Here is a 23,191-nt window from a genome sequence, read left to right as displayed (position 1 = left end):
CGCGCGGTCACGCGCGCCGGCTCATCAAGCCGCCGATCACCAGGAACGCGGAGGCGAGCAGGAAGACGGGCGCAACCCCGACCATGGTGCCGAGGAATCCTGCCCCTGTCGGCACCAGCACATGGGTCATGTTGTTGATCGCGAGCCTCAGGCCCGTCACTTCGCCGCCCCGCCCTTCCGGCGAACGGTTGAACACCATCGCGAGGGTCAACGGCTGCCCGGTACCGAGCGCACCGCCGACCAGGAACGCGAAGAACAGCAGCAGCGAATAGTTCTCGATATACGGGAACACCACGTAGATCGCCGCGCCGAAGAACATCGCGGTCATCAGCACCGGGCGCACCCGGAAGCGGGTGGTCAGCGGCCCCAGGCAGGCCCGCATCACGAAACCGCCGATCGCGAACGCCCCGAGGATCTTGCCGATCTCGGCCGGGGACAGATTGATGTTGTAGCCGTAGATCGGCACATAGAACGTGAACAGGTCCCAGCCAGTCACGATCAGCGCGCTGGCGATCAGGATCTTCCGCAGTTCCGGATTCGACAGCAGGTCGAACGAACTACCCGGCTTGCCCGACCGGCCGGACGCCGGCGTGGTGTTGAGCGAACGGCTGAAGTAGAGCACCACGAGCGCGAAGAACATCGAACAGGCGAGCAGGCCCGAGGCCCGTGAATGCCCGTACCACTCGATCAGGTAGCCGGTGCTCACCGGCCCGATCAGGTTCGACGCCGAATAGCCGAGCGACAGCGTCGCGAAATTGCGCGTGCGCTCCTCCTTCGGGCCGTACTGCCCGGCCAGACTCTGCGTCGAAACGTTGTAGAACGCGAACCCGAGCCCCACCATCATCGCCGAGGCGAACAGCGCGACCAGCGTCGGGAACACGAAAGGAACGATCAGCCCGACCGTCATCGAGGCGATACCGAAGAGCATCGGCTTGCGAGTGCCCAGCCGGTCGGCCACGCGCCCGGCGTAGATCGCCAGCAGCAGTGGCAGGAACGAGTAAGCGGCGATCAGCAGGCCGATCGTCCACTTGCTCGTCTGCAATTCCAGCGCGAACAGCGTAGCCAGCACCCGGCTCCCCATCTGGGAGCCCTGGACGATCATCGTGACAAAAGCGAGCAGGTACATGGCTTCGCCCGCTGCGCTGCGGCGGACACGATCCCGTGAGGAGTGACGCCGGATTGTCTCAGCTTAGGGGGTGCCGCGTCTGTACCCGCCGCCTGCCCTCCGGCCAGCCCGCAAGCGCAGGGGCCGACCGCTCAGTCGGTAGACTTGACGTCGTACTGCCGCACCGCCTTCGCCCAGCGCGCGACCTCGGCGCGCAGGTACTTGCCGAACTCGTCCGGCGACATCGGCGTCGGGTCGAAGCCGCGGTCTTTCAGGGTCTGCGCAGCCGGCCCGCCGGAAAGCACCTTGTTGACAGCTTCGTTCAGGCGCATCACCACCGGCCTGGGCGTGCCCGCCGGTGCCATCAGGCCGTACCAGCCGCGGATCTCGAAGCCCTTGTAGCCGGCCTCGCCCATCGTCGGGACATCCGGCAGTTCGTTCGAGCGCCTGGGCGAAGTGACACCGAGCGGCCGTACCTTGCCCGCCTTGATCTGCGGCATGGCAGCCGTGGGGCCGGAGAAGATCACCTGCACCTCGTTGGCCAGCAGCGCAGCCATCGACGGGCCGGAGCCGCGATAGGGGATATGCGTCATCTTCAGATTCGCGGTCGCGTAGAAGACTTCCTGTGTGACATGCGCAGTCGCATTGCCGGATCCGAAGTTGTACTTGCCCGGATTGGCCTGCACCAGCTTGACGAATTCGGCGAGGGTCTTCGCCGGCACCGACGGGTGGATGCTCATCAGGTACGGCTGCTCGACCAGCATCCCGACCGGAACGAAGTCGCGTATCGCGTCGAACGGCGGCTTCGGGCTCATCGGCGGTGCGATCGCCGTCGCGCCGATCTCGGCGATCACCAGCGTGTAGCCATCGTTCGCCGAGCGAGCGCCGATCTGCGTGCCGACCACGCCCTGTGCGCCGCCCCGGTTGTCGATCAGAACGGGCTGCCCGAGCTGATCGGACAGCGGCTGCTGGATCACGCGCGTGACGAAATCGGTGCCGCCGCCCGGCGGGAACGGCACGATGATGCGTACCGGCTTCTGCGGGAAGGCGGCCGCGGCAGCCGCCGGACCGGCAAACAGGACCGGCAGTGCGGCGGCCAGGGCCAGGGTCAGGGCAGCCAGCAAGGGCTGCCGAGCCGGCGATGCCGGTTGGCTGGAAACGGATTGCGAACAGCGTGATTGCAGGTTCATCTCGGGCTCCCGGTTGACAGGGCAGACAGCAACTCGGGCGCGAGTGTATCAGCGGTGGATGAACGTAATGCAACAGCCCCGCGCGTCCCGGCGATGGCGCCCACAGCGCCCCGAAGCGGGGCCCGCTGCGCTCAGCCGCGCAGGATGCGCTTCATCTTGGCCACGGCGCTCTCGGGGCTGGTGAGCGGCTTCTCGCCAGTCGCCGCCTCGACCGCCGCCGCGGCGCGCGCCATCGAGAACTGCGACAGCAACAGCCGGCCACGCCCTCTGTAGCGCAGCGCCGCCTCGGCGATCAGCCGGTCATGCGCCGCCGCATCGCCTTCGCCGAGCAGGCGCTGCGCATCGGGGACATGCACGCCGATCAGTTCCGCCATCCGCCCGCCGGGGCCGATCGCCTCGCGGAAATCAACTTCCATCGACGGGATGCTGGGCGCGAAGGTGGCGAGCACGACGATTGGCATCGCCGTCGCAACCGCCTCCTCGACCATCGCTTCGTTCGGCTTGAGCATCGGCAGCGGTGCATTCCGGCGCACCGCATCGATCGCTTCGCCGAACGCCGAGCAGGTGTAGATGATGCCGTCGACGTTCTGCGCGATGCAGTAGTCGGCAAGCGTCCGGAAGCGCGGCGCGAAATCGACCTCCATGCCGCCGGGCGCCGCGCGGTCGAACGCGAGCGAATCGTCGAGCAGGTTCATCGGCTGCGCGCCGGGCAGGCCGGCGCGCAGCGCGTCGTTGATCGGGGCGACCGCCAGTGGCGTCGCGTGGATGAGTCCGATGCGAAGAGTCATTCTGTTACGTCCCGTTCAGGCGTTGGCCAAGGCCTGCACCACTTCCGCGGTGAAGGCGGCGGTGCCGAGCGGCCCGCCGAGGTCGCCGGTGCGGCGCTTGGGATCGACGATCACCGAGTCGATCGCACGTTCCATCGCCGCCGCGGCGTCGACCAGCTTCGCGCTGCCAGTGCGCCGGCCGTACCAGTCGAACAGCATACCGGCAGAGAGGATCAGCGAGGTCGGGTTCGCAATGCCCTTGCCGGCGATGTCCGGCGCCGAGCCGTGCTGTGCCTGGGCCACGCAGAAGTCGTCGCCCTGGTTGGTCGAGCCGGCCAGCCCGAGGCTGCCGGACAGTTCGCCCGCTTCATCGGACAGGATGTCGCCGAACATGTTCTCGGCCATCACCACGTCGAACTTCGACGGATCGCGCACCAGCAGCGCGGCCATCGCGTCGACGATCTTCTCCTCCACCTCGACATCCGGGTAATCCTTCGCCACCGCGCGCGCCTCGCGCAGCCAGAGCCCGTCTGACATCTTCATCACGTTGTGCTTGTGCACGATCGTGACTTTCTTGCGGCGTCCGCGCGCCAGTTCGAACGACACGACGGCGATCTTGCGCGAGGCCTCGGCGGTGATCTTGCGCACGGCGATCGCGATGTCGGGCGTCGGCATGAACTCGCCCACGCCCATGAACATGTTGCGGTCGGCGTAGAAGCCCTCGGTGCACTGGCGCACGATGATCAGGTCCATCGGCACGCCGACGCGCGACAGGCCCATCCGGCTCTTCGCCGGGCGGATGTTCGCGTAGAGGTCCCACTTCACGCGGAACTCGCCCGACGGGTTGATGCCGCCCTGGTCGCGGGGCGGGTAGTCGAGATGCGATACCGGCCCGAGGATCACGCCGTCGCAGTGGGCGACCTTCGCGCGCACATGGTCCGGGAACGTCGACTTGAACTTCTCGAGCGCGGGAAAGCCGATCAGGTCGTGGTCGTACTTCAGGCCGAGGCCGAATCGAGCGTCGGCCGCGTTGCAGACGGCAAGCGTCGCATCGGTGATCTCGGGGCCGATGCCGTCGCCCGGCAGAACCAGCAGTTTCATTGCCTTCTCCTCAGTGCCTCGGTCCCGCGGTGCATCCGTTCGCAGGATGCATCGGTTCCCCCCGGTGCGCGCAGCGCGCATCCGTTGCGCGAATGCCCGGCGGAGGGGGGGTATCGGCCGACAACACGCGCCGGCCCAGGAAACTGCCGATGATCGCATGCCGTACCGGGCTCAGGCCAGCCATGGCCGCGGCCCGGATGGCTGCCAGCCGGAAGCGGTGCCCGGGGCACCACGGGCGCGTGCGGCTACAGGCGCAAGCCCATCGACTGCAGCCGCGCGCGCGCTACCGGGTCGTGCAGCAGTGCGATGAACGCCTTCACCGATGGCCGCTCCGCGCGCGCCTTTGGCACCACGAAATCGTAGTGCTCTTCCTGCAACGGGATGAAGCCGAGCCCGTACTGCCCAGCGACGGTGTCGATCGCGATGCCCCAGTCGGCGCGGCACTGCGCAACAGACGCCGCAACGGCGTTGTGCGACTTCGTCTGCACGCCGTAGCCCGGCGGCTGCCGGCCGTCCAGCAACCGGTCGACCAGCACGCGCGTGCCGCTGCCGGCGTTGCGGTTGACCAGCGTGCAGTCGGGATCTGCCAGTGCAGCCGCGACGGCATCGGCGAGCGGGCGGCCTTCGAAACGCGCATCGCCACGGCGGAACACCAGCCCCTGCAGGCGCCGGTAGCCTTCGACCAGCATCAGCCGGTCATCGAGCAGGTGGCTGTTGTAGCGGCCGGTGGCCGGGTCCATCAGGTGGATGCCGGCGATGTCGCACTCCCCTCGCCTGGCCGCCGCCAGCCCGCCCATGCTGCCGACATGCATCGCCCGGGTGGTGGTGCCGCGTGCCTGCAGTTCGCCGAGCAGCCAGTCGAGTCCGGCACAGTGGCTGCCGATCGCGACCAGCCCGGGCGCCGCCAGCCCCTCGCCCAGCAACTGCACTTCGACCGGGGTGTCAGCGTCGACGATCTCCTGGTGCTGCCCGATGGTCACGAAACCGTCGGCATGGCTGAATGAGGTGACCGACCCCGAACCCTTGCCCATCGGATAGGCGACAGTGCCGCCATCGGTCTCGAACAGGCCCACCAGCAGGTACTCGGTGCGGCCGCGCTCGGAGTTCACGCGCAGGGGCAGCCGCGCCTGCACCGACTGCCGGCGCTGTGCGGGCAGTCCGCCGAACGCGCGCAGCACCGGCGCGACGAACTCGTGGAAGGTGAAGATCGCCGAGGTCGGGAAGCCGGGCAGGATCACCACCGGCTTGCCGTCGGTCACCGCCAGGCAGACCGGTTTGCCGGGCTTCAGCGCGACGCCATGCGCGACGATGCCCGGATTGCCGAGCCGGCTGACCACCCGGTACGACAGGTCGCCCGCACCCTTCGAGGTGCCGCCGGACAGGATCACCATGTCCGCAGCCATCCCGCGCGCGAGCACCGCCTCGAGCTGGGCATCGTCGTCCTCGACAATGCCCAGCTGGATAGCCTCGCCGCCGAGTTCCTCGACCGCCGCGCCGATGATCGCGGCATTGGAGTCGAACACCGCACCCGGCCGCGCCGGCGAACCCGGCGCGACGATCTCGTTGCCGGTGGACACGATCGCCACCCGCGGCCGGCGCCACACCTCGACCTCGGCCAGCCCGATCGCGGCCAGCACGCCGATCTCGCGCGAGGTAAGCCGCTGGCCCTGGCGCAGCACGGTCTCGCCGCGCGCGATGTCGGTGCCGGCGAAGGTCACGTTCTGTCCGGGAGGCACCGAGTGGCGGCATTCAACGCCACCGTCGTCGGTCGCTTCGGTCTGCTCGACCATGATCACCGCGTCCGCCCCGCGCGGCAACATGCCGCCTGTGGCGATGATCGACGCCCGCCCGCGGGCGACCGACTCGGCGGGGACGCGTCCCGGCTCGATGACTTCCGCGTTGAGCGCGAGCGCACGCGGGCTCTCTTCCATCGCGCCAAAGGTATCGGCGGCAACGAGCGCGAAACCATCGACGTTCGAGCGGTCGAACGCCGGCACGTCGACCGGCGAGACGATGGTGGAGGCCAGCACGCGCTGTCGTGCCAGCGCGAGCGGCACCGTCTCGCGGCCCAGCGGCGCCAGCACGAGATGGCGCCGGAAACGATCGGTGGCTTCATCGCGGGTGATGACTTCCAGGAACTGTTCCTGGCGGGCGGCACTGCGCACGCCAGGCCTTGGTTTCTTGTCTGGCATTCGATCCAGGCCGTCTACGGGCCGCGGTGATCAGGATTCATAAAGGTACACGTCGACGGCCGTGCCTGCCGCCTGCCCTTCGCTGTCCCCGGGGACGATCACGAAACCATCGGCCCGAGTGGTCGACGAGAGGATCGAGGCGCCGCTCAGCGCGAGCGGTTCGGCCCCGTCATCGCCGAGCCTTACCCTGCAGTAGTCGACCCGTCCGACCTGAGAGGCGATCTTGCGCGTGAGCACTGCGCGCCGCACGGCGTGCGGCCATGCCGGCGCGCGACCGCCGAGGATGCGCAGCGCGCGTCCGGCGAAGAAGTCGTAAGCGCACAGGCAGGACACCGGGTTGCCGGGCAACAGGAACACCAGCGTGTCTCCGACGCGACCGAACCCCGCCGGGCTCGAGGGCCGCATCGCGACACCGTGCACGGCGAGCTCCCCCGCCTCCGCGAGGAGGCCAGGCGCATGGTCTTCGCTGCCAACGCTGGACCCTCCGGACACCAGCACGACATCAACCCCGGGCGCGAGAATCGCCTCGCGCACAGACTCGCGCCGGTCGGCCACCCGAAGCACCGGCGCGGGCATGCCACCGTCGCGGCGCACCAGTCCGTGCAGCATGCTCGAGTTGGCATCGTAGATCTGGTGCAGGCCCTTGGCGGCACCCGGCACCGCGAGTTCATCGCCAGTGACCACGATGCGCACGGTGGGCCGCCGCACGACCGTCGCGCGGTCAAGTCCGATCGAGGCGATCAGCCCGACGTCCTGCGCACGCAGGCGGCGTCCGGCAGCGAGCAGCAACGCACCGGCTGCGACATCCTCCGCGCGGCGTCCGACATGCCGGCCGGGTGCGAGCGGCGCGGTGACCTCGACCTGGCCGTCGCGCTCGGTCGCGTATTCGGCAGGCACCACCGCATCGGCGCCAGCCGGCATCGGCGCACCAGTCATGATGCGCACCGCGCAGCCGGCCGCTACCACGCCCTCGAACGGCCGGCCCGGCAGCGCCTGGCCGACGATCGCGAACGACAGCGGGTTGTAGTCGCCGGCACCATTGGTCTCGGCACCGCGCAAGGCATAGCCGTCCATCGCCGAGCGGTCGAACGGCGGCACGTCGATCGTCGCGTGCAGGTCCGCCGCCAGTACGCGCCCGTGCAACGCGTCGAGTGCAGCCGTCTCCGGGCCGAGTTGCCGCGCATGCGCGTCGATCCAGGCCAGCGCAGCCTCGACGGTGGCACGCGCGGAAAAGCCGCGCATGCGAACATCCTCCCCCGGATGGGTCATCGGCTGCGCTGCCGGGCGACATGCACGGCGACACGCACGGCGATGCGCACGGCGATCGCGGGCATCAGGGCACCAGCGCCTGCGCCACGCCGATCATGCTGTCGCGGGTCACCAGCGCGGCGAGCCGCTCTTCGTCCCAGCCCTCGGTGCCCGGCGGGCGCAACGGGATCACGAGGTAGCGCATGTCGGCGGTCGAGTCGACCACGCGGATCTCGCGCTGCGCCGGCAGCTCGGTACCGAATTCCTTCAGCACGGCACGCGGCTCGATCACCACGCGCGAACGGTACTCGCGGCTCTTGTACCAGGCCGGGGGGATGCCGAGGATGTTGCGCGGATAGCATGAGCAGAGCGTGCAACAGACGACGTGGTGGACCGCCTGCGTGTTCTCGAGCACGGTGAGTTCAGGCGTGTTCGCGAGGTCGAGCTCGAAGGCACGGCCCAGCGCCGGCTTCGCCTCGGCGAGCAGTGCCGTGCGGAAGGCATCGTCGAGCCACGCGCGGGCGATGATGCGGGCGCCCAGCGCCGGCGTACGCGATTCGGTGAGGTCGATCTGGCGCTGGATGTCCTCGGCGCTGAACACGCCCTGCTCGACCAGCAGTTCGCGCAGGGCCTGTTCCATCAGCAGCGACTCGGGCTGGTAGTGGTCGAGGTCATCGACCGGTGCGTGCGGATCGCCGGCATCGTGTTCGGGATGCGCATGGTCGCCGTGGTCGTGCCTGCTCATGCCGTGTTCCCTTGCCTGCCGTCCGGCAGCGCCGGTTCGAGCCAGTGTTCGAAGATGTCCGCCATGATGCGGTAGGGAGCCTCGCGCAGCAGCTCGCCCCAGACCTCGGCCGCGTCGAACTCGACCTGGTAGAGCGTGACCGGCGGCAGCCCGGGCTTGTGGTAGGCGAGCGCTTCCGGATTCGGATAGCAGCCGAGCGCGCGCACCACCACGCCATGTTTGCCGCGCAGGTAACGCGGCGTCCGGCAATGGGTAGACGGATCGGCGGTGCCCACCTTGACCACCACGCCCGCGGCGAGCGGTGGCCGGCTCACGGCTTCACCACGCGCTGCGCGGCGATGGCGGCCATCCGCTGCTCGAGCGCGGTCTGGCTGACGAGGCCACGTTCGATCGCCAGTTCGCGCACCGCGCGTATCCAGCGCTCGTAGTAGGCGAGGCCGTGGTAGGCCTGCGGGTCGAGCGATTCGATCGACCGGCGCATCGCATCGACGGTGAAATACCCTTTCTGCGGATGGGCGAGCAGGCGCAGCATCGCGTCGACCCGCTGGTCGAACAGGGTGCGGGCATGCTCGGCCCGCTCGATCGGGCCGGCCGGGTCGCCACCCATGTCGTGGACGTTCTTGCTCATGCCGCTATTCTGCCTTGATACCGGCGGTACGGATGATCTTGCCGAGCGAGTCGATCTCGGCTTTCAGGAACGCGCCGAAAGCCTCGGGGCTGCTCGGCCACGGTTCCGCGAAGAGCGCAGCCAGGCGGTCTTTCAGCTCGGCGGTTCCCAGCGACCGGCCGATCGCCGCGTTGATGGTCGACACCACCGGCTTCGGCGTGCCGCGCGGCGAGACCAGTCCCCACCACTGCATGATCTGGTAGCCAGGCAACCCCTGCTCGGCCATGGTCGGGATCTCCGGTGTCAGGCTGTGCCGCTTCGGCCCGGTGGTGCCGATCGCGCGCATCTTGCCCGCGCGCACCAGCGGCATGGCGGCGAGCATGCTGCTCGCCGTCAGGGTCACTTCGCCGCCGGCCAGCGCTGCCAGCGCTGGCACCGCACCCTTGTATGGAATCACCGTGAACTCGAACTTGCCCATCATCCGCAGCAGTTCTCCGCTGAGGTCGCCAGTGGTACCGCGTCCGGGCGAGCCGAAGTTCACCTTGCCCGGGTTGGCGCGCGCGAACGCGATCAGATCCTGTGCTCCCTTGCCGGCGACCGCGTTGGACACGGTCACTACCTGCGGCGCCGTCGCGATGCCACCCAGCGGCGTGAAATCGCGCAGCACGTCGATCGGCAGCTTGCTGTACAGCGACGGCAGGCTTGCCAGCGCCGGTTCCGCGAGCATCAGCGTATAGCCGTCCGCGCCGGCACGCACAGTGAGTTCGGCGGCGATCAGCCCGCCGGCGCCGGTGCGGTTGTCGACGATGGTTGTCTGGCCCCAGGCCTGGCTGAACTGGGCGCCGATGGTTCGCGCCATCACGTCGGCCGCACCGCCGGCGGCGAACGGAACGATGAAGCGTACCGGCTTGACCGGAAATGCCTCTGCCGCACGCAGCGGCGACGCACCGATGGCTGCGGCGATCGCCGCGGCGCTGGCAGCCAGCGCAACGGGAGCCCGCCAGGGCACCATGGGCCTGCCGCGGACGGAGCCGTCGGTTCGGTTGCAGCGCGAGGTCATCGAAAGCCTTTCAGTGGGGAAACCGAGCGGCCATTCTAACGGTGCGACGCGGGTACGGTGCCCGATCCTGCGGATCGGTCAGTCGAGCTTGAGTCCGATCCTGCGGATCAGCTTGCCCCAGAGTTCGCGCTCTGCGCGCAGGTGCGCACCGAATTCCTCGGGCGTATTGCCCACCGGTTCGGCGCCGAGCTCGAGCAGCCGCTGGCGCACCACGTCACGGCGCAGCACCGCGACCGTCTCGCGGTTCAACCGCTCGACGATCGCGCGCGGCAGGCCGGCCGGGCCGACGAATCCGTTCCATCCCTGCACGTTGTAGCCAGGAACTCCGGCTTCAGCCATCGTCGGCAGGTCGGGCAGCAGCGCGGAGCGCTTCGCCGGGGTGACCGCCAGCGCGCGCAGCTTGCCGGCCTTGATGTGGCCGATCGACGGCGGCAGGCCATCGAACATCAGCTGGATCTGCCCGCTGAACAGGTCGATGTGCGCGATCGGGCTCGCCTTGTAGACGATGTGTTCCATCTGCGTCCCGGTCAGCGCCTTGAACATCTCGGCCGCCAGGTGGATCGTGCCACCTGCGCCGGCGGAGCCATACGACAGCTTCCCCGGGTTGGCCTTCGCATGGGCGATCAGTTCCGGCACGCTCTTCACCGGCAGCAGCGGGCTCACCACCAGCACATTGGTGACCGCGTTGATCTGGGTGATCGGTGCGAACGCAGTGGCCATGTCGTAGGGCATATTGCTGAACAGGAAGCCGTTCACCGCCAGCGTGCTGGCCGAACTGAGGATCAGCGTATGGCCGTCGGGTACCGCCTTCACGCCGAGATCCGTCCCGGGGTTGCCGCCACCGCCGGGCCGGTTGTCGACCAGGATCGGCTGGCCGAGCGCATCGGACAGCGCCGGCATCGTCACGCGCGCGATCACGTCGGTGACGCTGCCGGTGCCGAACGGAACGATCACGCGGATCGGACGGTTCGGATAGGTGCCCTGCGCGAGGGCCTGCAGGGACAGCGAACATGCAGCCGCGGCGCACAACAACGGCACCGCCTGTCGGGCATCGAAAGGCATCTTCAGTCTCCTGGCAACGTGCAACGGTCGAAGCGGAAGGTGTTCGCCGGCTCGGCGGCCCGTGCGAGCGGCTCACGAATGCGGCGGATCATCGCGAACGCATGCGGCGCAGCGCGCAGCAGCAGGTCGAACTGGCGCTCGTCGAGCACGAGGCCCGCCTGGCTGGCCAATGCCCCGGTGGCCGCGCGCACGGCAGCGGTCACCACACGGTCGTCCAGCAGCGCCGGTGGCGCCAGCCGCACCGGTGGCCGCGCAGACCCGGGCACCAGCGCCGGCCGTCGCGCACGCCAGCCGGTCGCCTGTTCGTAGGCGTGGCCGACGCGCAGCACGGTGCACTCGTCGAACGGGCGCCCGCCGATCTGCAGCCCCATCGGCAGGCCGTTGCCGGCGAATCCGCAGCACACGATCAGCGCCGGATTGCCGAACACGCTGAACGGGGAGAACAGCGAGGGCTTCTCCCAGAACGACACCGTGCGGTGCGCATCGAGCCGCGGTGCCGGACCGGCACCGGGAGTGACCAGCACGTCGAACCGTTCATACAGCGGCAGCGCGGCCTCGAGCAGGCCGCGCCGCACGCGCTGCGCGAGCATGTAGTCGGATGCCTGGAACAGCGCGCCAGCCAGGCCACCGCGCCCGAGGAAGTCCTCGCCGAAATCGCCCGGCCGCGCCACGAGCGAGTCGCGGTAGATCGAGAAAAGCTCCGACAGCGAGATCACCGTCTTCACGTCGTGGTACACCTGCGCCGGATGCATGCGCACGTCCTCGACGGTCGCACCGAGCGAACGCAGCACATCGATCGATGCCTCGGTCGCACGCACGAGTTCGGCCGGGGTATCGACGTCCTCTTCCCACAGATGGCGCGGCACGCCCACCCGGATGCCGCGCAGGTCGTCGCCGCGCAGCGCGGCCCGGTAGTCGGGGATCGAGCGATCGGCGCTGGCCGGATCGGCCGCGTCGTGGCCGGCGATCACCTGCAGCAGGATCGCGCAGTCCTCGGTGGTCCAGGCCATCGGGCCGCAATGATCGAACGACCATGAATTCGGCAGCACGCCGCTCCGGCTCACCAGCCCATAGGTGGGCTTGAGCCCGGCCAGGCCACACAGCGCCGAGGGCGTGCGGATCGAGCCGCCGGTATCGCTGCCGAGCGCGCCCGGGGCGAAGCCCGCGGCGACGGCCGCGCCAGGGCCACTGCTCGAGCCGCCGGTGATGTGTTCGAGGTTCCACGGGTTGCGAGCGGGTGGCCACGGCAGGTCGAAGGACGGTCCGCCATGGGCGAACTCGTGCGTCGCGAGCTTGCCGAGCAGCACCGCGCCGGCCGCATGCAGCCTGGCCACCGCGAAGCCGTCGCGCGCCGGCACATGGTCGATGCAGATGCGCGAATGGCCGGAGGTGAGCACGCCCGCCGTCTCGAAGATGTCCTTCAGCGCGTACGGCATGCCGTGCATCGGCCCCCGGTAGGTGCCGGCGGAGATCTCTGCCTCCGCCTGCCGCGCACGAGCCATCGCGAGCTCCGCCGTGCGGGTGATGAATGCATTGACCTGCCCGTCGAGCGACTCGATGCGGGCGAGCAGTGCGCCGGCGAGCTCGACCGGGGACAGTTGGCGCGACTCGATCCGGCGCGCCAGCTCGGCGAGCGTGAGGGTATGCAGCCCGTCACTCATGGGCAGGCCCCTGGCGCACGGCCCACAGCAGTGCGAGTGCCTGCACCGGGTCTTCCGGTGCGCCCGAGCTGCCTGGTCGGCGGCCCCTTCAGTTCGACCCTGTTGCCTTCCGGGTCGCGCAGGTAGATCGACCAGCCGAAGCCGTCCGCGCCGTAGAGCTCGCGCTTCGGTTCAGGCTGGCCGCCGCACGCGAGGATGTGCGCGGTGATCGCATCGGGATCGAACGGGTCGACCCGCAGGCAGAAGTGTTCCATGTTGTCGCCGGCGCCGTCGTCACCGGGTGCCGGCATGCGGCCCGGTACCAGGTCGAGCAGCGCCTCGCCGATACGCAGCTGCACCAGGACGATCGGCTTGTCGATCCGGCGCTCGACCGCAGCGCCCAGCAGGCTGCGGTAGAAGGCCTCTGCACGCGCGAGGTCGTGCACCCTGAGCACGACATGGTCGAGGCGCAGGATGCGCATCGGGGCCGGGGCGATGGTCATGGTTCCCTCCCTGGTTCAGGGTCGTTGCACGGCCGTCACATCGGCTTGAAGCCGATGGCCTTCGTGAGCTTCGCGTACTTGTCGAGTTCACGCCGGATCAGTGCTGCAAATGCGTCCGGAGGTTCGGCGATGATCTCCAGGCCCGCGCCGGTCATGCGCTCGGCCACGTCCGGCTGATTCACCGCTCGATTGATTTCCTCGTTCAGCCGCAGCACGATGGCGCGTGGCGTGCCCGACGGCGCAAGGAAACCGAACCAGCCCTGCGACGAATAGCCCGGCACCGCATCGGCGACCGTCGGCATGTCCGGCGCAGAGTTCATCCGTACCGGGTTGGTGATGGCCAGCATGCGCAGCTTGCCCGCACGCGCGAACGGCACCATCGACGTATAGCTGGCCATCGCCGCGTCGACCTGCCCGCCCAGCAGGTCGTTCACGATCTGCGCCGCGCCCTTGTAGGGCACGTGCAGGTAGGTGAAGCCGGCCTGTACCCGCAGCAGTTCGAAGGACAGGTGCGGAAAGCCCCCCTCCCCGTTCGACCCGAAGGTCAGCCTGCCCGGGTTGGCTTTCGCCCAGGCGACCATCTCGGCCACCGTGCGGTAGGGCGCCGACGGCTGCACCACCAGTGCGAGGTAATTCATCGCCACCAGCGCCACCGGCGCGAAATCGCGCTGCGGGTCGTAGCCCAGCTTGCGGTATGCATGCGGGGCGACCGCGACATTGCCTGCCTGGCCGACCGCTACGGTGTAGCCGTCCGGCGCCGCCCGGGATGCCAGCTCGAGCCCGAGCTGGCCGCTGGCACCGGCGCGGTTGTCGACCAGCAGCGGCTGCCCGATACGCTCGGTGATCTTCTGCGCGATCAAGCGGACGATGGTGTCGGCGGTATCGCCGGGTGGATAGGGAACGATCACCCGCACCGGCTTGGCCGGCCAGGCCTGCGCCCACGCCGGAAGCGATGCGGAGACGATCGCGATGCCCGCGACAGACGTGATGACCGCTGCCCGCAGCAGCGCTCGATGTGAATGGACCAATACCGCCTCCGGATGCGCAGCAGCCGCCGACTGGCGACCGTCCCGCGCCAGAATACAAGCATTCAACGCGTACGGCGTCGGCCGCGCGCCGGCACGGCTACTCCGGCACGGCTCCGATCCGGCTCGCGAGCTTCTTCATCGCCGCCAGGTCAGCCTGCACGAAACGCGCGAACTCGGAGGGCCGCTCCGACGCGAACGGCTCGAAGCCGAGGTCGTCGAAACGCTTGCGCACGTCGGCTGATGCAACCGTACGCCCGATCTCGCCGTGCACGCGATCGATGAGTTCCGGGGCCACGCCGGCCGGGTACCAGAACCCGTACCAGGTGAAGTACTCGAACGCGGGCACGCCGGCCTCGTCGATCGTCGGGACATCGGGCAGGCGCGCCCAGCGTTTTCCACCGCTGAAGCCGATCGCCCGCATGCGACCGGTACGAACGAACTCCAGCGCGCCGGCAGGTACCACGAACGCGGTCTCGATCTGCCCGCTCATCAGGTCGATCGACAGCGGCGGCGCCCCCTTGTACAGCACATGGGTCATCCGCGTTCCGGTCGCAAGATTGAACAGCGCCATCGCCAGATGCTGCACACCGCCGGTGCCGGAGGATCCGTAATTGAGTTTCTGGGGATAGGCCCTGGCAAGCGCGACGAGTTCCTTTACCGAGCGCACCGGCAACGAGGGATGAACCGCCAGCAGAAAGCCCGGGATGCGCGCGACGCTGCCGATCGGAGCGAAGTCACGCAGCGGATCATAGGGAAGCGTCCGGGTGAACGCAGGCAGGGCCGTGAAGTTGCCCGAGGTCAGAAGCATCGTGTAACCATCCGCCGGCGCCTTGGCGACCAGTTCCATGCCGACGATGCCGCTGGCCCCGGGCCGGTTGTCGAGCAGCACGTTCTGGCCGAACGAGGCCGACATCTGAGCGGCGGCGGCACGGCCGAGGACATCGACTGGCCCGCCCGCGGCGAACGGCACGATGATCCGGATCGGTTTCAGCGGAAACTCGGCCGCCCGGGCGACTCCCCCCGCGAACGATCCGGCGACCATGACCAGCGACTGTGCAGCGAGGGCTGCCCGCAGGATGAACCGCATTGCCATCTCCTTCTGAAGACATCCAGCGACCACAGGCCCGGCTGCCACCCGGGCCTGTGGTCGGTCCGTGTCCGCCGGTCGCGCTGTCAGAACCGGGGTTCGTCCCGGTTGTTCCAGCCCTCGACCACTGCCATGCCTTCGATCGCCAGCCCGTAGCCCAGCGTTTCGTGGAACGACCGCTTCAGCTGCTGCACGAGCAGGGCCTTGGTGAATCGGCGCACCAGCGGCGGCTGCCTGAGCAGGATCTCTGCCAGCTCATGCGCACGCGGTAGGAGCCTGTCCCGCGGCAGCTTCTCGCAGATCAGACCGAGGTCGAGCGCCTCCTTTGCCTCGATCAGCTGGCCTGTCATCAGGAAATAGCGCCCACGGTTGAGACCGAGCAGCATCGGGTAGATCACATGCACGCCATCGCCGGGCACCAGACCGGTCATGAAGTGCCCGGTATCCTGGAATGCACAGGTATCGGAACCGATCACCAGGTCGCACAGCAGCGGCAGTTCGCTGTGCCGCAGGGCCGGGCCGTTGATCGCGGCGATCGTCGGCACCTCGATGTCCAGCAGGTTCTGCACCAGCCGCTTGCCGCCCCAGTACTCGTTGTACCAGCCTGCCGGTGTCTTCTGTGGCCGGTGATTCGACGGGTTGCCGGGCGGCCCGGAAAAGGCATCGCCCGCGCCGGTGAAGATCACGACCTTGTTTCCCGGATCGTTGCCGATGTCCGCAAAGACCTGCGGGAACTCCAGGTAGGGAGCCTGTCCCCACTGCAGCGTCCCGCCGTCGGTGTGGAACGTCGCGAGCAATACGCCGTCGGCGCTGCGCTCGAGCCGGATATGCCGGTACTTGCCCGAGTACTCTTCGAATGTCGACATCCATCCCCCTTGCCGCGCTGTCCGGCAGCTGTCTGTTTACGTCGCATGCTAACCACGGGTGCGGTGCAGCAGCAAGCCGGACGTCGCACGCCCGGGCGCGCCCCGGCGCGCCAGTTGCCGGGCGGGGTTGCCCGGTAGCATCATCGCGCCTCGCGCAATTCACGTACGGTACCCGGAGGCAGGATGGACGATCGGAAGATAGGAGTGGTGGGTCTGGGCAACATGGGCGGTGGCATCGCACGCAACTTCCAGCGCGCCGGCCTGCCACTGGCGGTCTGGGACCTCGACCCGGCCGCCCGCGATGCGCTCGCCGCGCTGCCGGGCGTGGAGGTGGCCACGCCGGGAGAGATGGCGGCCTCCTGCAGCACCATCTTCTTCATCGTGCCGGCCACGCCCGAGATCGCCGCCTGCTTCGACGGCCCAGACGGCGTGCTCGCGCACGCGGCGCCGGGGCTGGTGGTGTACGACTTCACCACGTCTGGTCCGGTGCAGACGCGGGCGATCGCGGCGCGCGCGGCCGAGCGTGGCATCGCCTATCTCGACGCAGGCATGAGCGGTGGCGCATCGGGAGCGGACGCCGGCACGCTGACCCTGATGGTCGGCGGCGACAAGGATGCGTTCGAGCGCACGCGCGGATTGTTGGAGCGGATCTCGAAGCGGCTGTTCCACCTGGGCGCCAGCGGCACCGGCCACACGATGAAGCTGATCCACAACATGGTCTGCCACACGATCTTCCTCGCGACCTGCGAAGGCGGGCGGATGGCCGAAGCGGCGGGCATCAGCGTCGCCGACATGATCGGCGTGTTCAACGTATCCAATGCGCGCAGCTATGCGAGCGAGGTCCGCTTCCCGGCCCACATCCTGTCGGGCAAGTGGGACGCCCGCTCGCGCGTCTACAACCTGCGCAAGGACGTATCGATGGCGGTGTCGCTCGCCGGGTCGCTCGGCGCGCAGGTGCCACTGGGCACGCTCACCAGCGAGTTCCTGGCCTCAGCCATCGAACAGGGGATGACCGACACCGATTTCGCCCACCTGTATCCGCGTTTCGACGAAATCGTGAGCGGCACGCGCACGCGCTGATCGGCGGACCATCGTGCGGCCGTCCACTGTGTATGCTTGCGGCTGGACGGCATAATGACCCCCATGCAAACGTAGAGGAGACACCATGCCCAGGCTGGCCATCGGCGACGGCGAGATCGCCTACGAAGAAAGCGGCAGCGGCCATCCGCTGCTGTTCGTCAGTGGTCTCAACGGCACTGGCCGTTCATGGGCGCCGCAGGTGCCCTTCTTCAGCCGGCACTATCGGGTGATCACCTACGATCAGCGCGGCACCGGCTCCAGCGACCGGTTGCAGCGTTCGTTCTCGGTCGACGGGATGGCTGCCGATGTCATCTCGCTGCTTGACGCACTCGGGCTCGAACGCGTCCACCTGGTCGGGCAGTCCACGGGCGGCGCGATCGGCCAGACACTCGCGGTACTGCATCCCGAGCGGCTGTCGCGGATGACGATCTACGCGACCTGGACCTGGTGCGATCCCTGGTTCAGGCGATTGTTCGAGGCGCGGCGGCAGATGTACCAGCAGGCGGGGCCGGAACTGCACGGTCGATTCCATCCGCTCTGGCTGTACCCGCCCGATTACGTGAACGCGCACGACGCCGAGATCGAGGAGGAACTGCGCCGCGCGGCCGTCAATCCGCCGCCGGCGGACGTCTCGGTCGGCCGCATCGACGCGATCATGGCGTTCGACCGCCGCGCAGACCTCGCACGCATCACCACGCCCACGCTGGTGATGGCCGCGCGCGACGACTACATCACCCCCGCCTACCACGCCGAGGCCCTGGCCCGCGCGATCCCGGGCGCCCAGCTCGAGTTGATGGACAGCGGCGGCCATTCACTGTCGAAGACCCGCCCGGACGCGTTCAACGCGCGCGTGCTGCGGTTCCTGCAGGAGGGCGGCTGAGTCGGTGCGCGAGGGGGTAGCGCCCGACTGACTTACCTGGCACAGCTGCTCGCGCCTTGCGCGCTGACCGCTACTTGTCGGTGAAGAACCGTACGCCGTAGTTGCAGGGATTGACCTTGCAGTCTTCCATGATCACGCGCAGCGTGAAGCGGCCTGTCCACTTCGGGCGAGCGTTGACGATCGGGATGTCGTCGGTGGAAGTGTCCTGGGAGATCTCGTTGCCGCGCTCGTCGAGCAGGATCAGGTCGAGGTCGCGGCAGTCGTTGTCGCAGACACCGTGGATGCGATAATCGACTCCCTTCACCAGGAAAATCGTCCACTCGGTGCGCTGGCCATTGCGCAGCGAGCCGGTGAGGTCGCGCGCGGCCTGTGCCATGTTGCGCGCCTCCATGCGCCCGCTAAGGCGCGACAACTGGGAGTCGATCGAGCTCTGCTGGGCGATGGCGGGAGTCATGCCGGCGGCTGCGAAACCGGTGACGACGAGAAAACGGAACAGTCCTTTGGTGAGCATGAGGGGCCTCTTGTTTCCCGTTGCAAAAGTGTTTCCGGGATAACGGCTTGCGAGGCTCTTTCTTGAGTGCCGGGCTCCAACATGGCTGAACCGGGCGTTCGAGACCGCCGGGCTTTCGGCAGCACGTGGACCGATTCCCGGCCACTCAGCCCGTTTCTGCGAGCGCGGAGATCCTGTCAGCGAGTACGTGCGCGATCTGGATTCGGCCCGACAGGGAGCGCAAGGAGGAGCAGGCGCTTGATCGGCTGAAGACAGAACTCGCGCGCCCATTTGCCGCCCACGAGTCGGCCCGCAAGCCTTTGGCTGCGCCTGGCCGCGCCCGACCGGGAGAACAGCCCCTTGATCCGCAGGAAATCGAAAGCGAGGCGAAGCCGCGCGAAACAGCGCCTTCACGGCCTGCTGGATTGACTCACTGACGCCTCGCGGTGGCGGCCATCCACCTGGTCCAGGAACTCGGCGATGCGGCGCTCCAGGTCTGGGTAGTGCGGGTTGAAGGTCGCCCGGGCGCCGGCTGCGCCAGGGGGCGGCGTCTGCCCGCCAACGCCGTACCACACCTGCGACGCCTCTTTGCAGGCCCGGATCTCGTCTTCCTTGCGGAAAGGGGTGCTGCCGCAGTTGCGGTACGTGCCCGTCACACCGTAGTGCGGGTTGTGAGGCGACATGTGCAAGGCGAGGTGGGAGAGCCCGACCACGCGCATGGCGTCGTTGGCGGCAGGAAGCCAGATCACGCGCTGGCTCGATGCATCTTCCGGCAGGACGGAGAAGTAGTTCAAGAAGATGCTGCGAGGATCGCCCGCGTTCGCATGGAAGAACCTCCGGTTGCTGGCGACATCGACCACTTCATCGTCTTCGCTCTGCACGACCAGCCAGGGCGTCTTCACGGCGCCTGCTCGCCTCACGCGATCGTTCAACACGCTGAGCACCGCCATGGTGGACGCGATGCCCTTTGTCGGCATGGCGCCATACCGCGCGAAGTCTTCGCGCGGACCCAGTTCCAGCCATGGACGGAACGCCGCCACCCAGCGGGCCTGCCGCGCCAGGGTGTTGGAGCGAAGTCGGTAGGCCGGCGACAAGCCGATGACCGCATCGACCTTGTCAGGCGACTCGGCTGCCACCGCGAGGGAGAGGGCTGCGCCAAGGGAAAAGCCTGCGAGCACGACGACATCGCTCTCGCGACCGGCCTGCGTGACCGCCGCCTCAACGTGAGCCAGCCAGTCCCGGTGATCGACAACCATCAGATCCGCCGGACGAGTGCCATGCCCTGGCAGCAACAGCACGCGGGACTCGAAGCACATTCTCGATAGGGACTTCGCAAGATCGCGCATGGCAAATGCGGTATCCGACAGCCCATGGACGATGACCGCGATGCCTCGCGGGGCCTCGGGCTGGCATCCCGGACTTGGGGCAATCCGAAAGGGGGCCACCAGCCTCAGCTCCGCATCGGCCATCGAGGGTGCGAACGGCAGCCGGTGGACGCCCAGCTCCCGCGTCACCTGTGCGACATAGGCATCGAAGTCGGCGACAGGCGCCACCGCTGACGGGTCACGCCAACCACTGCTGAGACGTTCCGCCCGCGGCGCGACGCTCTCTTTGGATGCGCAGCCCGACAGGAGCGCGAACAAGGCCGCCCCGGCAAGAACAGCAGGCAGGGATCGCTTGTGTGGCCGAGAGATCCGTATCGACAAGGGTTGCCCCCAGGAAACCGAAGGCCTCAAGCTTGCAGTGCATGGTCAAGGGGGAGCAATCCCCACCCGTGCATGCCAGCCATGCAATTCTGCAGCGGGCAGTTCCATCTTCCGCTGGCGCTCCCGTCGAGCAGTCGCAGTTCCCGGAGCAGGGACGGTCGGCTTCGTCTTCAGCGAGGGCCGGGGTTGCTCTCTTGGCCGCGGACCGACCCTTCTTCCCGCTTCGACCCTTCGCCCACACAAGTCGGGCACGCCTTGGCCGGCTGGCCTCCGATAACCGGGAACATTGACGTTCTGCCGCGTTTTCGTTCCGGGACACGGGACGAACGGCGTAGTGTCCACACTTCAACCTAAGCCATCCTTACCGGTGGCGCCAGCGCCGCCCGCCCTCCGGCGTGAGCAGCAGGAAGAGCCCACTGCCGTCAAACAGCTTGACGGGCTTGGTGCCGGGCTTCGCGTTCTTGATCGCGGTATCGGTGAGCGACGTTCGGTGCTCTTTACTGACGGCGAATTGATCGCGTACCCCCCGGCTGTAAAGGGACGCTACCGGACAACCCCGGACCGTTCAGACGAAAATAACCGCAGATACGCGGGTTCGGGCAGGTTCTTCGGACGTCTACGGACGACTTCAAACAGGCTGATGGTGCGGATACAGGGACCGCATTCCACGCTGTAACCGGCATGGATGCCATTCTACGGTCTTCGTTTGCGGAGTTGACCCCGCGTGGGGCATGTGACCCTGCGGCCTGAGCGTGTCGGATCAGGTGAGCGCCACGCCGAGCGCAGCGAGCACGATCACCGCAACCGCGCGCAGATTCACCGCGAGCCAAGCCACCGCCGGCCAGACGAATAGCCAGACCGGCGCGCCGACGAAGAAAGCCAGGCCGAAACCGACTGCGATCGCCCACCCCAGAAGGCGTGACACAAGCCGAGCCGAAGGCATCAGTACGCCACCTCTTCCAGCGGCGGGCAGACAAAGTGACGCTGCATGGTCTGGCCTCCTTCCTGTGGGCTCAGATCGTCCCACTTCGTCAGGTCTGTCGGCCGGACAGTGTAGCGCGCTCAGCCCGGCCTGTTTACCCCGCCGCGTCCGTAGATGACCCGGATCGTCAACGGTTCGCCGCCCAGCGCAGAGTGCTCGACGCGCTCAATGAAGTCGCCGGAAGCGCGGGCGAGAATCTCGGATGCCTTCAACCGGTCGCGCATCTCGGCCGCTGGGTCGCGGGCGAGTAACGCGGCATGTGGCCCGATGCGCTCGGCCTTGGCCAGTACCCGCGCGCTCTCGCGCGAGGGATTGAACAGCCGATCGGTGGGCGCCATCGTGAAGGTGCCGCGCTGGGTGGAAACCTCGTGCCGGCGGAGCAGTTGGCCGGCGGCATCGAGGATCTCGATCGAGCGGTCGAATATGCGCACCGTCACCGTGCTGTGTGCCGCTGCCGGCAGCGCCGCACAGCAGGCCGCATCGATCTGCACCAGCCCCGCGTCATCGACGGTGCGCGTGGCCTGCTTGAAGTAGCGGAAGGGCTCTGCGGGCGGCGCTCGCAGCTAGGGCAGTTCCTCGCGGTACATCTCGAGTACCTGGCGCTTCTTGCGCCCGTGGATCCGGGTAGCCGCCCAGCGCTCCTCCCAATGGGCGAGCCAGGTGTTCTGCGCCCCGACCGAGTCGAACCGGCGCCCCTTGAGCGCTGTCGCCTGCGTGTGCTGGATCGCGCTCTCCACCGTGCCCTTGCGGTTGGGGTCGCCCACGCGGCAGGTGTCGGCCACCACGCCGTAGTGCGTGAGCATCGCCGCATACACCGGGTTCAGTTCCGGGGCATACAGGTCGGGGCGGATCACCCCTTCCTTCAGGTTGTCGAGCACGATGTAGGCCGGGCAACCGCCCAGCGCCCGGAACGCCTGTTCGTGCAGTCGCGCCCACGCCTCCTGGCTGGTCTTCCACACCGTCTTGCGGAAGCTCTTGCCAAAGAACTTCAACGTCATCACGAACAGGTAAGGACGCCGGTACTTGCCCCCGCCCACGGCGGTGAGCGCGCCCTGGCCGTAGTCGACCTGCGCCTCCTCGCCGGGGAGGACCTCGAGCACGTCGAAGCGCTCGGGCTCGCGCTTTCGGATCGTGGCGACGAATCGCTTGCTCGAGTTATGGGCGTGGCCGAAGCCGTGCACCTCGACCAGGTCCTGGTAGATGCTCACCGCATTGCGACCGAGCACGACCTGGGCTTCGATCCACGCCCGGTACGGTTCGCACGCCGAGGCGGCTGGTGCCAGCGCCGCGCTCCCCGGACCGCCCTCCGGAGCCGGTGGCCGGGGTGGGGGAATCTGCGCCCCAGACTCGGAAAAGCCGGTGGCCACCCCGGGGGAATTTGCCATCGCCCGGGCATGACTGCGAATGGTTTTCCGGTCCACGCCAGTGCGGCGCTCGATCTCGCGCTGGGGCGTGTCCGTGCTCAACAGGGTCTGGACGGTGATGCGTAGATGCGGCTTCAAGACGTTCAGTCCATTACCCCCTCATGCGAAGGGGCGAGAGTAACGTCCCGTCTTCAGCGCTCCACGGCGAGTCAGCCGCAGCTATCGGTGCTCAGGTGGGGGAATTTGGGTGGCCGCCGGGGCCGGACAGTCCAGACGTAAAAAAACCCGCAGATACGCGGGTTTGGGCAGGTTCTTCGGACGTCTACGGACGACTTCAAACAGGCTGATGGTGCCGGATACAGGATTCGAACCCGTGACCTTCGGTTTACAAAACCGCTGCTCTACCAGCTGAGCTAATCCGGCAGGTTCAGAACGAGTATAAGCGACCCTCCAGGCGCCGGTACGATGCGCATCGGCCGACGCTGGGC

The 23,191-nt window shown here is 68.1% G+C and carries 23 protein-coding genes and 1 tRNA gene; 2 read left to right on the top strand and 22 right to left on the bottom strand.

The window, feature by feature from the left end:
• Positions 1–7: 7 nt before the first annotated feature.
• The 16 genes from ING98_12145 to ING98_12070 all read right to left on the bottom strand — a co-directional run bounded on the left by ING98_12145 (position 8) and on the right by ING98_12070 (position 16,201).
• The gene (locus ING98_12145) at positions 8–1,126 is read right to left on the bottom strand and encodes an MFS transporter (GenBank protein ID MCA3102619.1); all 1,119 of its coding nucleotides are present in this window, start codon (positions 1,124–1,126) and stop codon (positions 8–10) included.
• A 131-nt stretch (positions 1,127–1,257) separates the two neighbouring features.
• On the bottom strand, positions 1,258–2,229 hold the full coding sequence (locus tag ING98_12140) for a tripartite tricarboxylate transporter substrate binding protein (GenBank protein MCA3102618.1): 972 nt from the start codon (positions 2,227–2,229) through the stop codon (positions 1,258–1,260).
• Between the two features lie 197 nt (positions 2,230–2,426).
• Positions 2,427–3,083, bottom strand: a complete 657-nt coding sequence (locus tag ING98_12135) for an arylsulfatase (protein MCA3102617.1) — start codon at positions 3,081–3,083, stop codon at positions 2,427–2,429.
• A 15-nt stretch (positions 3,084–3,098) separates the two neighbouring features.
• Complete coding sequence (locus tag ING98_12130; protein ID MCA3102616.1) at positions 3,099–4,163, bottom strand: isocitrate/isopropylmalate dehydrogenase family protein; 1,065 nt, start codon at positions 4,161–4,163, stop codon at positions 3,099–3,101.
• Between the two features lie 245 nt (positions 4,164–4,408).
• The gene (locus ING98_12125) at positions 4,409–6,355 is read right to left on the bottom strand and encodes a molybdopterin biosynthesis protein (protein ID MCA3102615.1); all 1,947 of its coding nucleotides are present in this window, start codon (positions 6,353–6,355) and stop codon (positions 4,409–4,411) included.
• A gap of 30 nt (positions 6,356–6,385) precedes the next feature.
• Positions 6,386–7,597, bottom strand: a complete 1,212-nt coding sequence (locus ING98_12120) for a molybdopterin molybdotransferase MoeA (GenBank protein ID MCA3102614.1) — start codon at positions 7,595–7,597, stop codon at positions 6,386–6,388.
• A 91-nt stretch (positions 7,598–7,688) separates the two neighbouring features.
• On the bottom strand, positions 7,689–8,348 hold the full coding sequence (locus tag ING98_12115; GenBank protein MCA3102613.1) for a nitrile hydratase subunit alpha: 660 nt from the start codon (positions 8,346–8,348) through the stop codon (positions 7,689–7,691).
• The gene (locus tag ING98_12110; GenBank protein ID MCA3102612.1) at positions 8,345–8,623 is read right to left on the bottom strand and encodes a nitrile hydratase subunit beta; all 279 of its coding nucleotides are present in this window, start codon (positions 8,621–8,623) and stop codon (positions 8,345–8,347) included. The genes ING98_12115 and ING98_12110 overlap by 4 nt, the downstream gene beginning before the upstream one ends.
• Before the next feature lie 35 nt (positions 8,624–8,658).
• Positions 8,659–8,976: a nitrile hydratase subunit beta gene (locus tag ING98_12105; GenBank protein MCA3102611.1), complete on the bottom strand. Its 318-nt coding sequence runs from the start codon at positions 8,974–8,976 to the stop codon at positions 8,659–8,661.
• Positions 8,977–8,980: 4 nt separating this feature from the next.
• Entirely contained in the window at positions 8,981–9,967 is a 987-nt protein-coding gene (locus tag ING98_12100) for a tripartite tricarboxylate transporter substrate binding protein (protein MCA3102610.1), read from the bottom strand.
• Positions 9,968–10,093: 126 nt separating this feature from the next.
• Positions 10,094–11,077 carry a tripartite tricarboxylate transporter substrate binding protein gene (locus ING98_12095; GenBank protein MCA3102609.1) on the bottom strand — a complete coding sequence of 328 codons (984 nt, stop codon included), beginning with the start codon at positions 11,075–11,077 and terminating at the stop codon, positions 10,094–10,096.
• 2 nt (positions 11,078–11,079) lie between these two features.
• The gene (locus ING98_12090) at positions 11,080–12,738 is read right to left on the bottom strand and encodes an amidase (protein ID MCA3102608.1); all 1,659 of its coding nucleotides are present in this window, start codon (positions 12,736–12,738) and stop codon (positions 11,080–11,082) included.
• The gene (locus ING98_12085; protein MCA3102607.1) at positions 12,735–13,199 is read right to left on the bottom strand and encodes a VOC family protein; all 465 of its coding nucleotides are present in this window, start codon (positions 13,197–13,199) and stop codon (positions 12,735–12,737) included. Before ING98_12085 ends, ING98_12090 begins: the two co-directional genes overlap by 4 nt.
• 56 nt (positions 13,200–13,255) lie before the next feature.
• Positions 13,256–14,248, bottom strand: coding sequence for a tripartite tricarboxylate transporter substrate binding protein (locus ING98_12080; GenBank protein MCA3102606.1), 993 nt, complete (start codon positions 14,246–14,248; stop codon positions 13,256–13,258).
• A 97-nt stretch (positions 14,249–14,345) separates the two neighbouring features.
• Positions 14,346–15,335 (bottom strand): tripartite tricarboxylate transporter substrate binding protein, encoded by a 990-nt coding sequence (locus ING98_12075; GenBank protein ID MCA3102605.1) that lies wholly within the window; start codon positions 15,333–15,335, stop codon positions 14,346–14,348.
• 86 nt (positions 15,336–15,421) lie between these two features.
• Positions 15,422–16,201, bottom strand: a complete 780-nt coding sequence (locus tag ING98_12070) for an enoyl-CoA hydratase/isomerase family protein (protein MCA3102604.1) — start codon at positions 16,199–16,201, stop codon at positions 15,422–15,424.
• Positions 16,202–16,384: 183 nt separating this feature from the next.
• On the opposite strand from ING98_12070, the gene ING98_12065 reads away from it, so the two are divergent.
• On the top strand, positions 16,385–17,281 hold the full coding sequence (locus ING98_12065; GenBank protein ID MCA3102603.1) for an NAD(P)-dependent oxidoreductase: 897 nt from the start codon (positions 16,385–16,387) through the stop codon (positions 17,279–17,281).
• An 85-nt stretch (positions 17,282–17,366) separates the two neighbouring features.
• The gene (locus ING98_12060; protein ID MCA3102602.1) at positions 17,367–18,161 is read left to right on the top strand and encodes an alpha/beta fold hydrolase; all 795 of its coding nucleotides are present in this window, start codon (positions 17,367–17,369) and stop codon (positions 18,159–18,161) included.
• 70 nt (positions 18,162–18,231) lie between these two features.
• Here the strand turns inward: ING98_12060 and ING98_12055 are convergent, their stop codons facing one another.
• The 6 genes from ING98_12055 to ING98_12030 all read right to left on the bottom strand — a co-directional run bounded on the left by ING98_12055 (position 18,232) and on the right by ING98_12030 (position 23,126).
• Positions 18,232–18,672: a hypothetical protein gene (locus ING98_12055; protein MCA3102601.1), complete on the bottom strand. Its 441-nt coding sequence runs from the start codon at positions 18,670–18,672 to the stop codon at positions 18,232–18,234.
• A gap of 389 nt (positions 18,673–19,061) precedes the next feature.
• Entirely contained in the window at positions 19,062–20,294 is a 1,233-nt protein-coding gene (locus ING98_12050) for an alpha/beta hydrolase (protein ID MCA3102600.1), read from the bottom strand.
• An 823-nt stretch (positions 20,295–21,117) separates the two neighbouring features.
• A complete protein-coding gene (locus ING98_12045) occupies positions 21,118–21,300 on the bottom strand; it encodes a hypothetical protein (GenBank protein MCA3102599.1) in 183 nt (60 codons plus the stop codon).
• 119 nt (positions 21,301–21,419) lie between these two features.
• On the bottom strand, positions 21,420–21,830 hold the full coding sequence (locus tag ING98_12040; protein MCA3102598.1) for a hypothetical protein: 411 nt from the start codon (positions 21,828–21,830) through the stop codon (positions 21,420–21,422).
• A 72-nt stretch (positions 21,831–21,902) separates the two neighbouring features.
• On the bottom strand, positions 21,903–22,841 hold the full coding sequence (locus ING98_12035; protein ID MCA3102597.1) for an IS21 family transposase: 939 nt from the start codon (positions 22,839–22,841) through the stop codon (positions 21,903–21,905).
• Positions 22,842–23,050: 209 nt separating this feature from the next.
• A tRNA-Thr gene (locus ING98_12030) sits at positions 23,051–23,126 on the bottom strand.
• Positions 23,127–23,191: the final 65 nt, after the last annotated feature.

The organism is Rhodocyclaceae bacterium (assembly GCA_020248265.1).
GTDB lineage: Bacteria > Pseudomonadota > Gammaproteobacteria > Burkholderiales > CAIKXV01 > CAIKXV01.
Note: the sequence above shows the minus strand (reverse complement) of the source record. Positions and strands in the feature narration are given on the sequence as shown.

What these genes read in the sequence shown, in the direction of transcription:
- ING98_12045 (MCA3102599.1), bottom strand. Translation starts at nt 21,300, where the DNA reads ATGCCTTCGGCTCGGCTTGTGTCACGCCTTCTGGGGTGGGCGATCGCA.
- ING98_12105 (MCA3102611.1), bottom strand. Translation starts at nt 8,976, where the DNA reads ATGAGCAAGAACGTCCACGACATGGGTGGCGACCCGGCCGGCCCGATC.
- ING98_12115 (MCA3102613.1), bottom strand. Translation starts at nt 8,348, where the DNA reads ATGAGCAGGCACGACCACGGCGACCATGCGCATCCCGAACACGATGCC.
- ING98_12075 (MCA3102605.1), bottom strand. Translation starts at nt 15,335, where the DNA reads ATGCGGTTCATCCTGCGGGCAGCCCTCGCTGCACAGTCGCTGGTCATG.
- ING98_12130 (MCA3102616.1), bottom strand. Translation starts at nt 4,163, where the DNA reads ATGAAACTGCTGGTTCTGCCGGGCGACGGCATCGGCCCCGAGATCACC.
- ING98_12070 (MCA3102604.1), bottom strand. Translation starts at nt 16,201, where the DNA reads ATGTCGACATTCGAAGAGTACTCGGGCAAGTACCGGCATATCCGGCTC.
- ING98_12055 (MCA3102601.1), bottom strand. Translation starts at nt 18,672, where the DNA reads ATGCTCACCAAAGGACTGTTCCGTTTTCTCGTCGTCACCGGTTTCGCA.
- ING98_12060 (MCA3102602.1), top strand. Translation starts at nt 17,367, where the DNA reads ATGCCCAGGCTGGCCATCGGCGACGGCGAGATCGCCTACGAAGAAAGC.
- ING98_12095 (MCA3102609.1), bottom strand. Translation starts at nt 11,077, where the DNA reads ATGCCTTTCGATGCCCGACAGGCGGTGCCGTTGTTGTGCGCCGCGGCT.
- ING98_12145 (MCA3102619.1), bottom strand. Translation starts at nt 1,126, where the DNA reads ATGTACCTGCTCGCTTTTGTCACGATGATCGTCCAGGGCTCCCAGATG.
- ING98_12065 (MCA3102603.1), top strand. Translation starts at nt 16,385, where the DNA reads ATGGACGATCGGAAGATAGGAGTGGTGGGTCTGGGCAACATGGGCGGT.
- ING98_12135 (MCA3102617.1), bottom strand. Translation starts at nt 3,083, where the DNA reads ATGACTCTTCGCATCGGACTCATCCACGCGACGCCACTGGCGGTCGCC.
- ING98_12090 (MCA3102608.1), bottom strand. Translation starts at nt 12,738, where the DNA reads ATGAGTGACGGGCTGCATACCCTCACGCTCGCCGAGCTGGCGCGCCGG.
- ING98_12100 (MCA3102610.1), bottom strand. Translation starts at nt 9,967, where the DNA reads ATGGTGCCCTGGCGGGCTCCCGTTGCGCTGGCTGCCAGCGCCGCGGCG.
- ING98_12125 (MCA3102615.1), bottom strand. Translation starts at nt 6,355, where the DNA reads ATGCCAGACAAGAAACCAAGGCCTGGCGTGCGCAGTGCCGCCCGCCAG.
- ING98_12085 (MCA3102607.1), bottom strand. Translation starts at nt 13,199, where the DNA reads ATGCGCATCCTGCGCCTCGACCATGTCGTGCTCAGGGTGCACGACCTC.
- ING98_12120 (MCA3102614.1), bottom strand. Translation starts at nt 7,597, where the DNA reads ATGCGCGGCTTTTCCGCGCGTGCCACCGTCGAGGCTGCGCTGGCCTGG.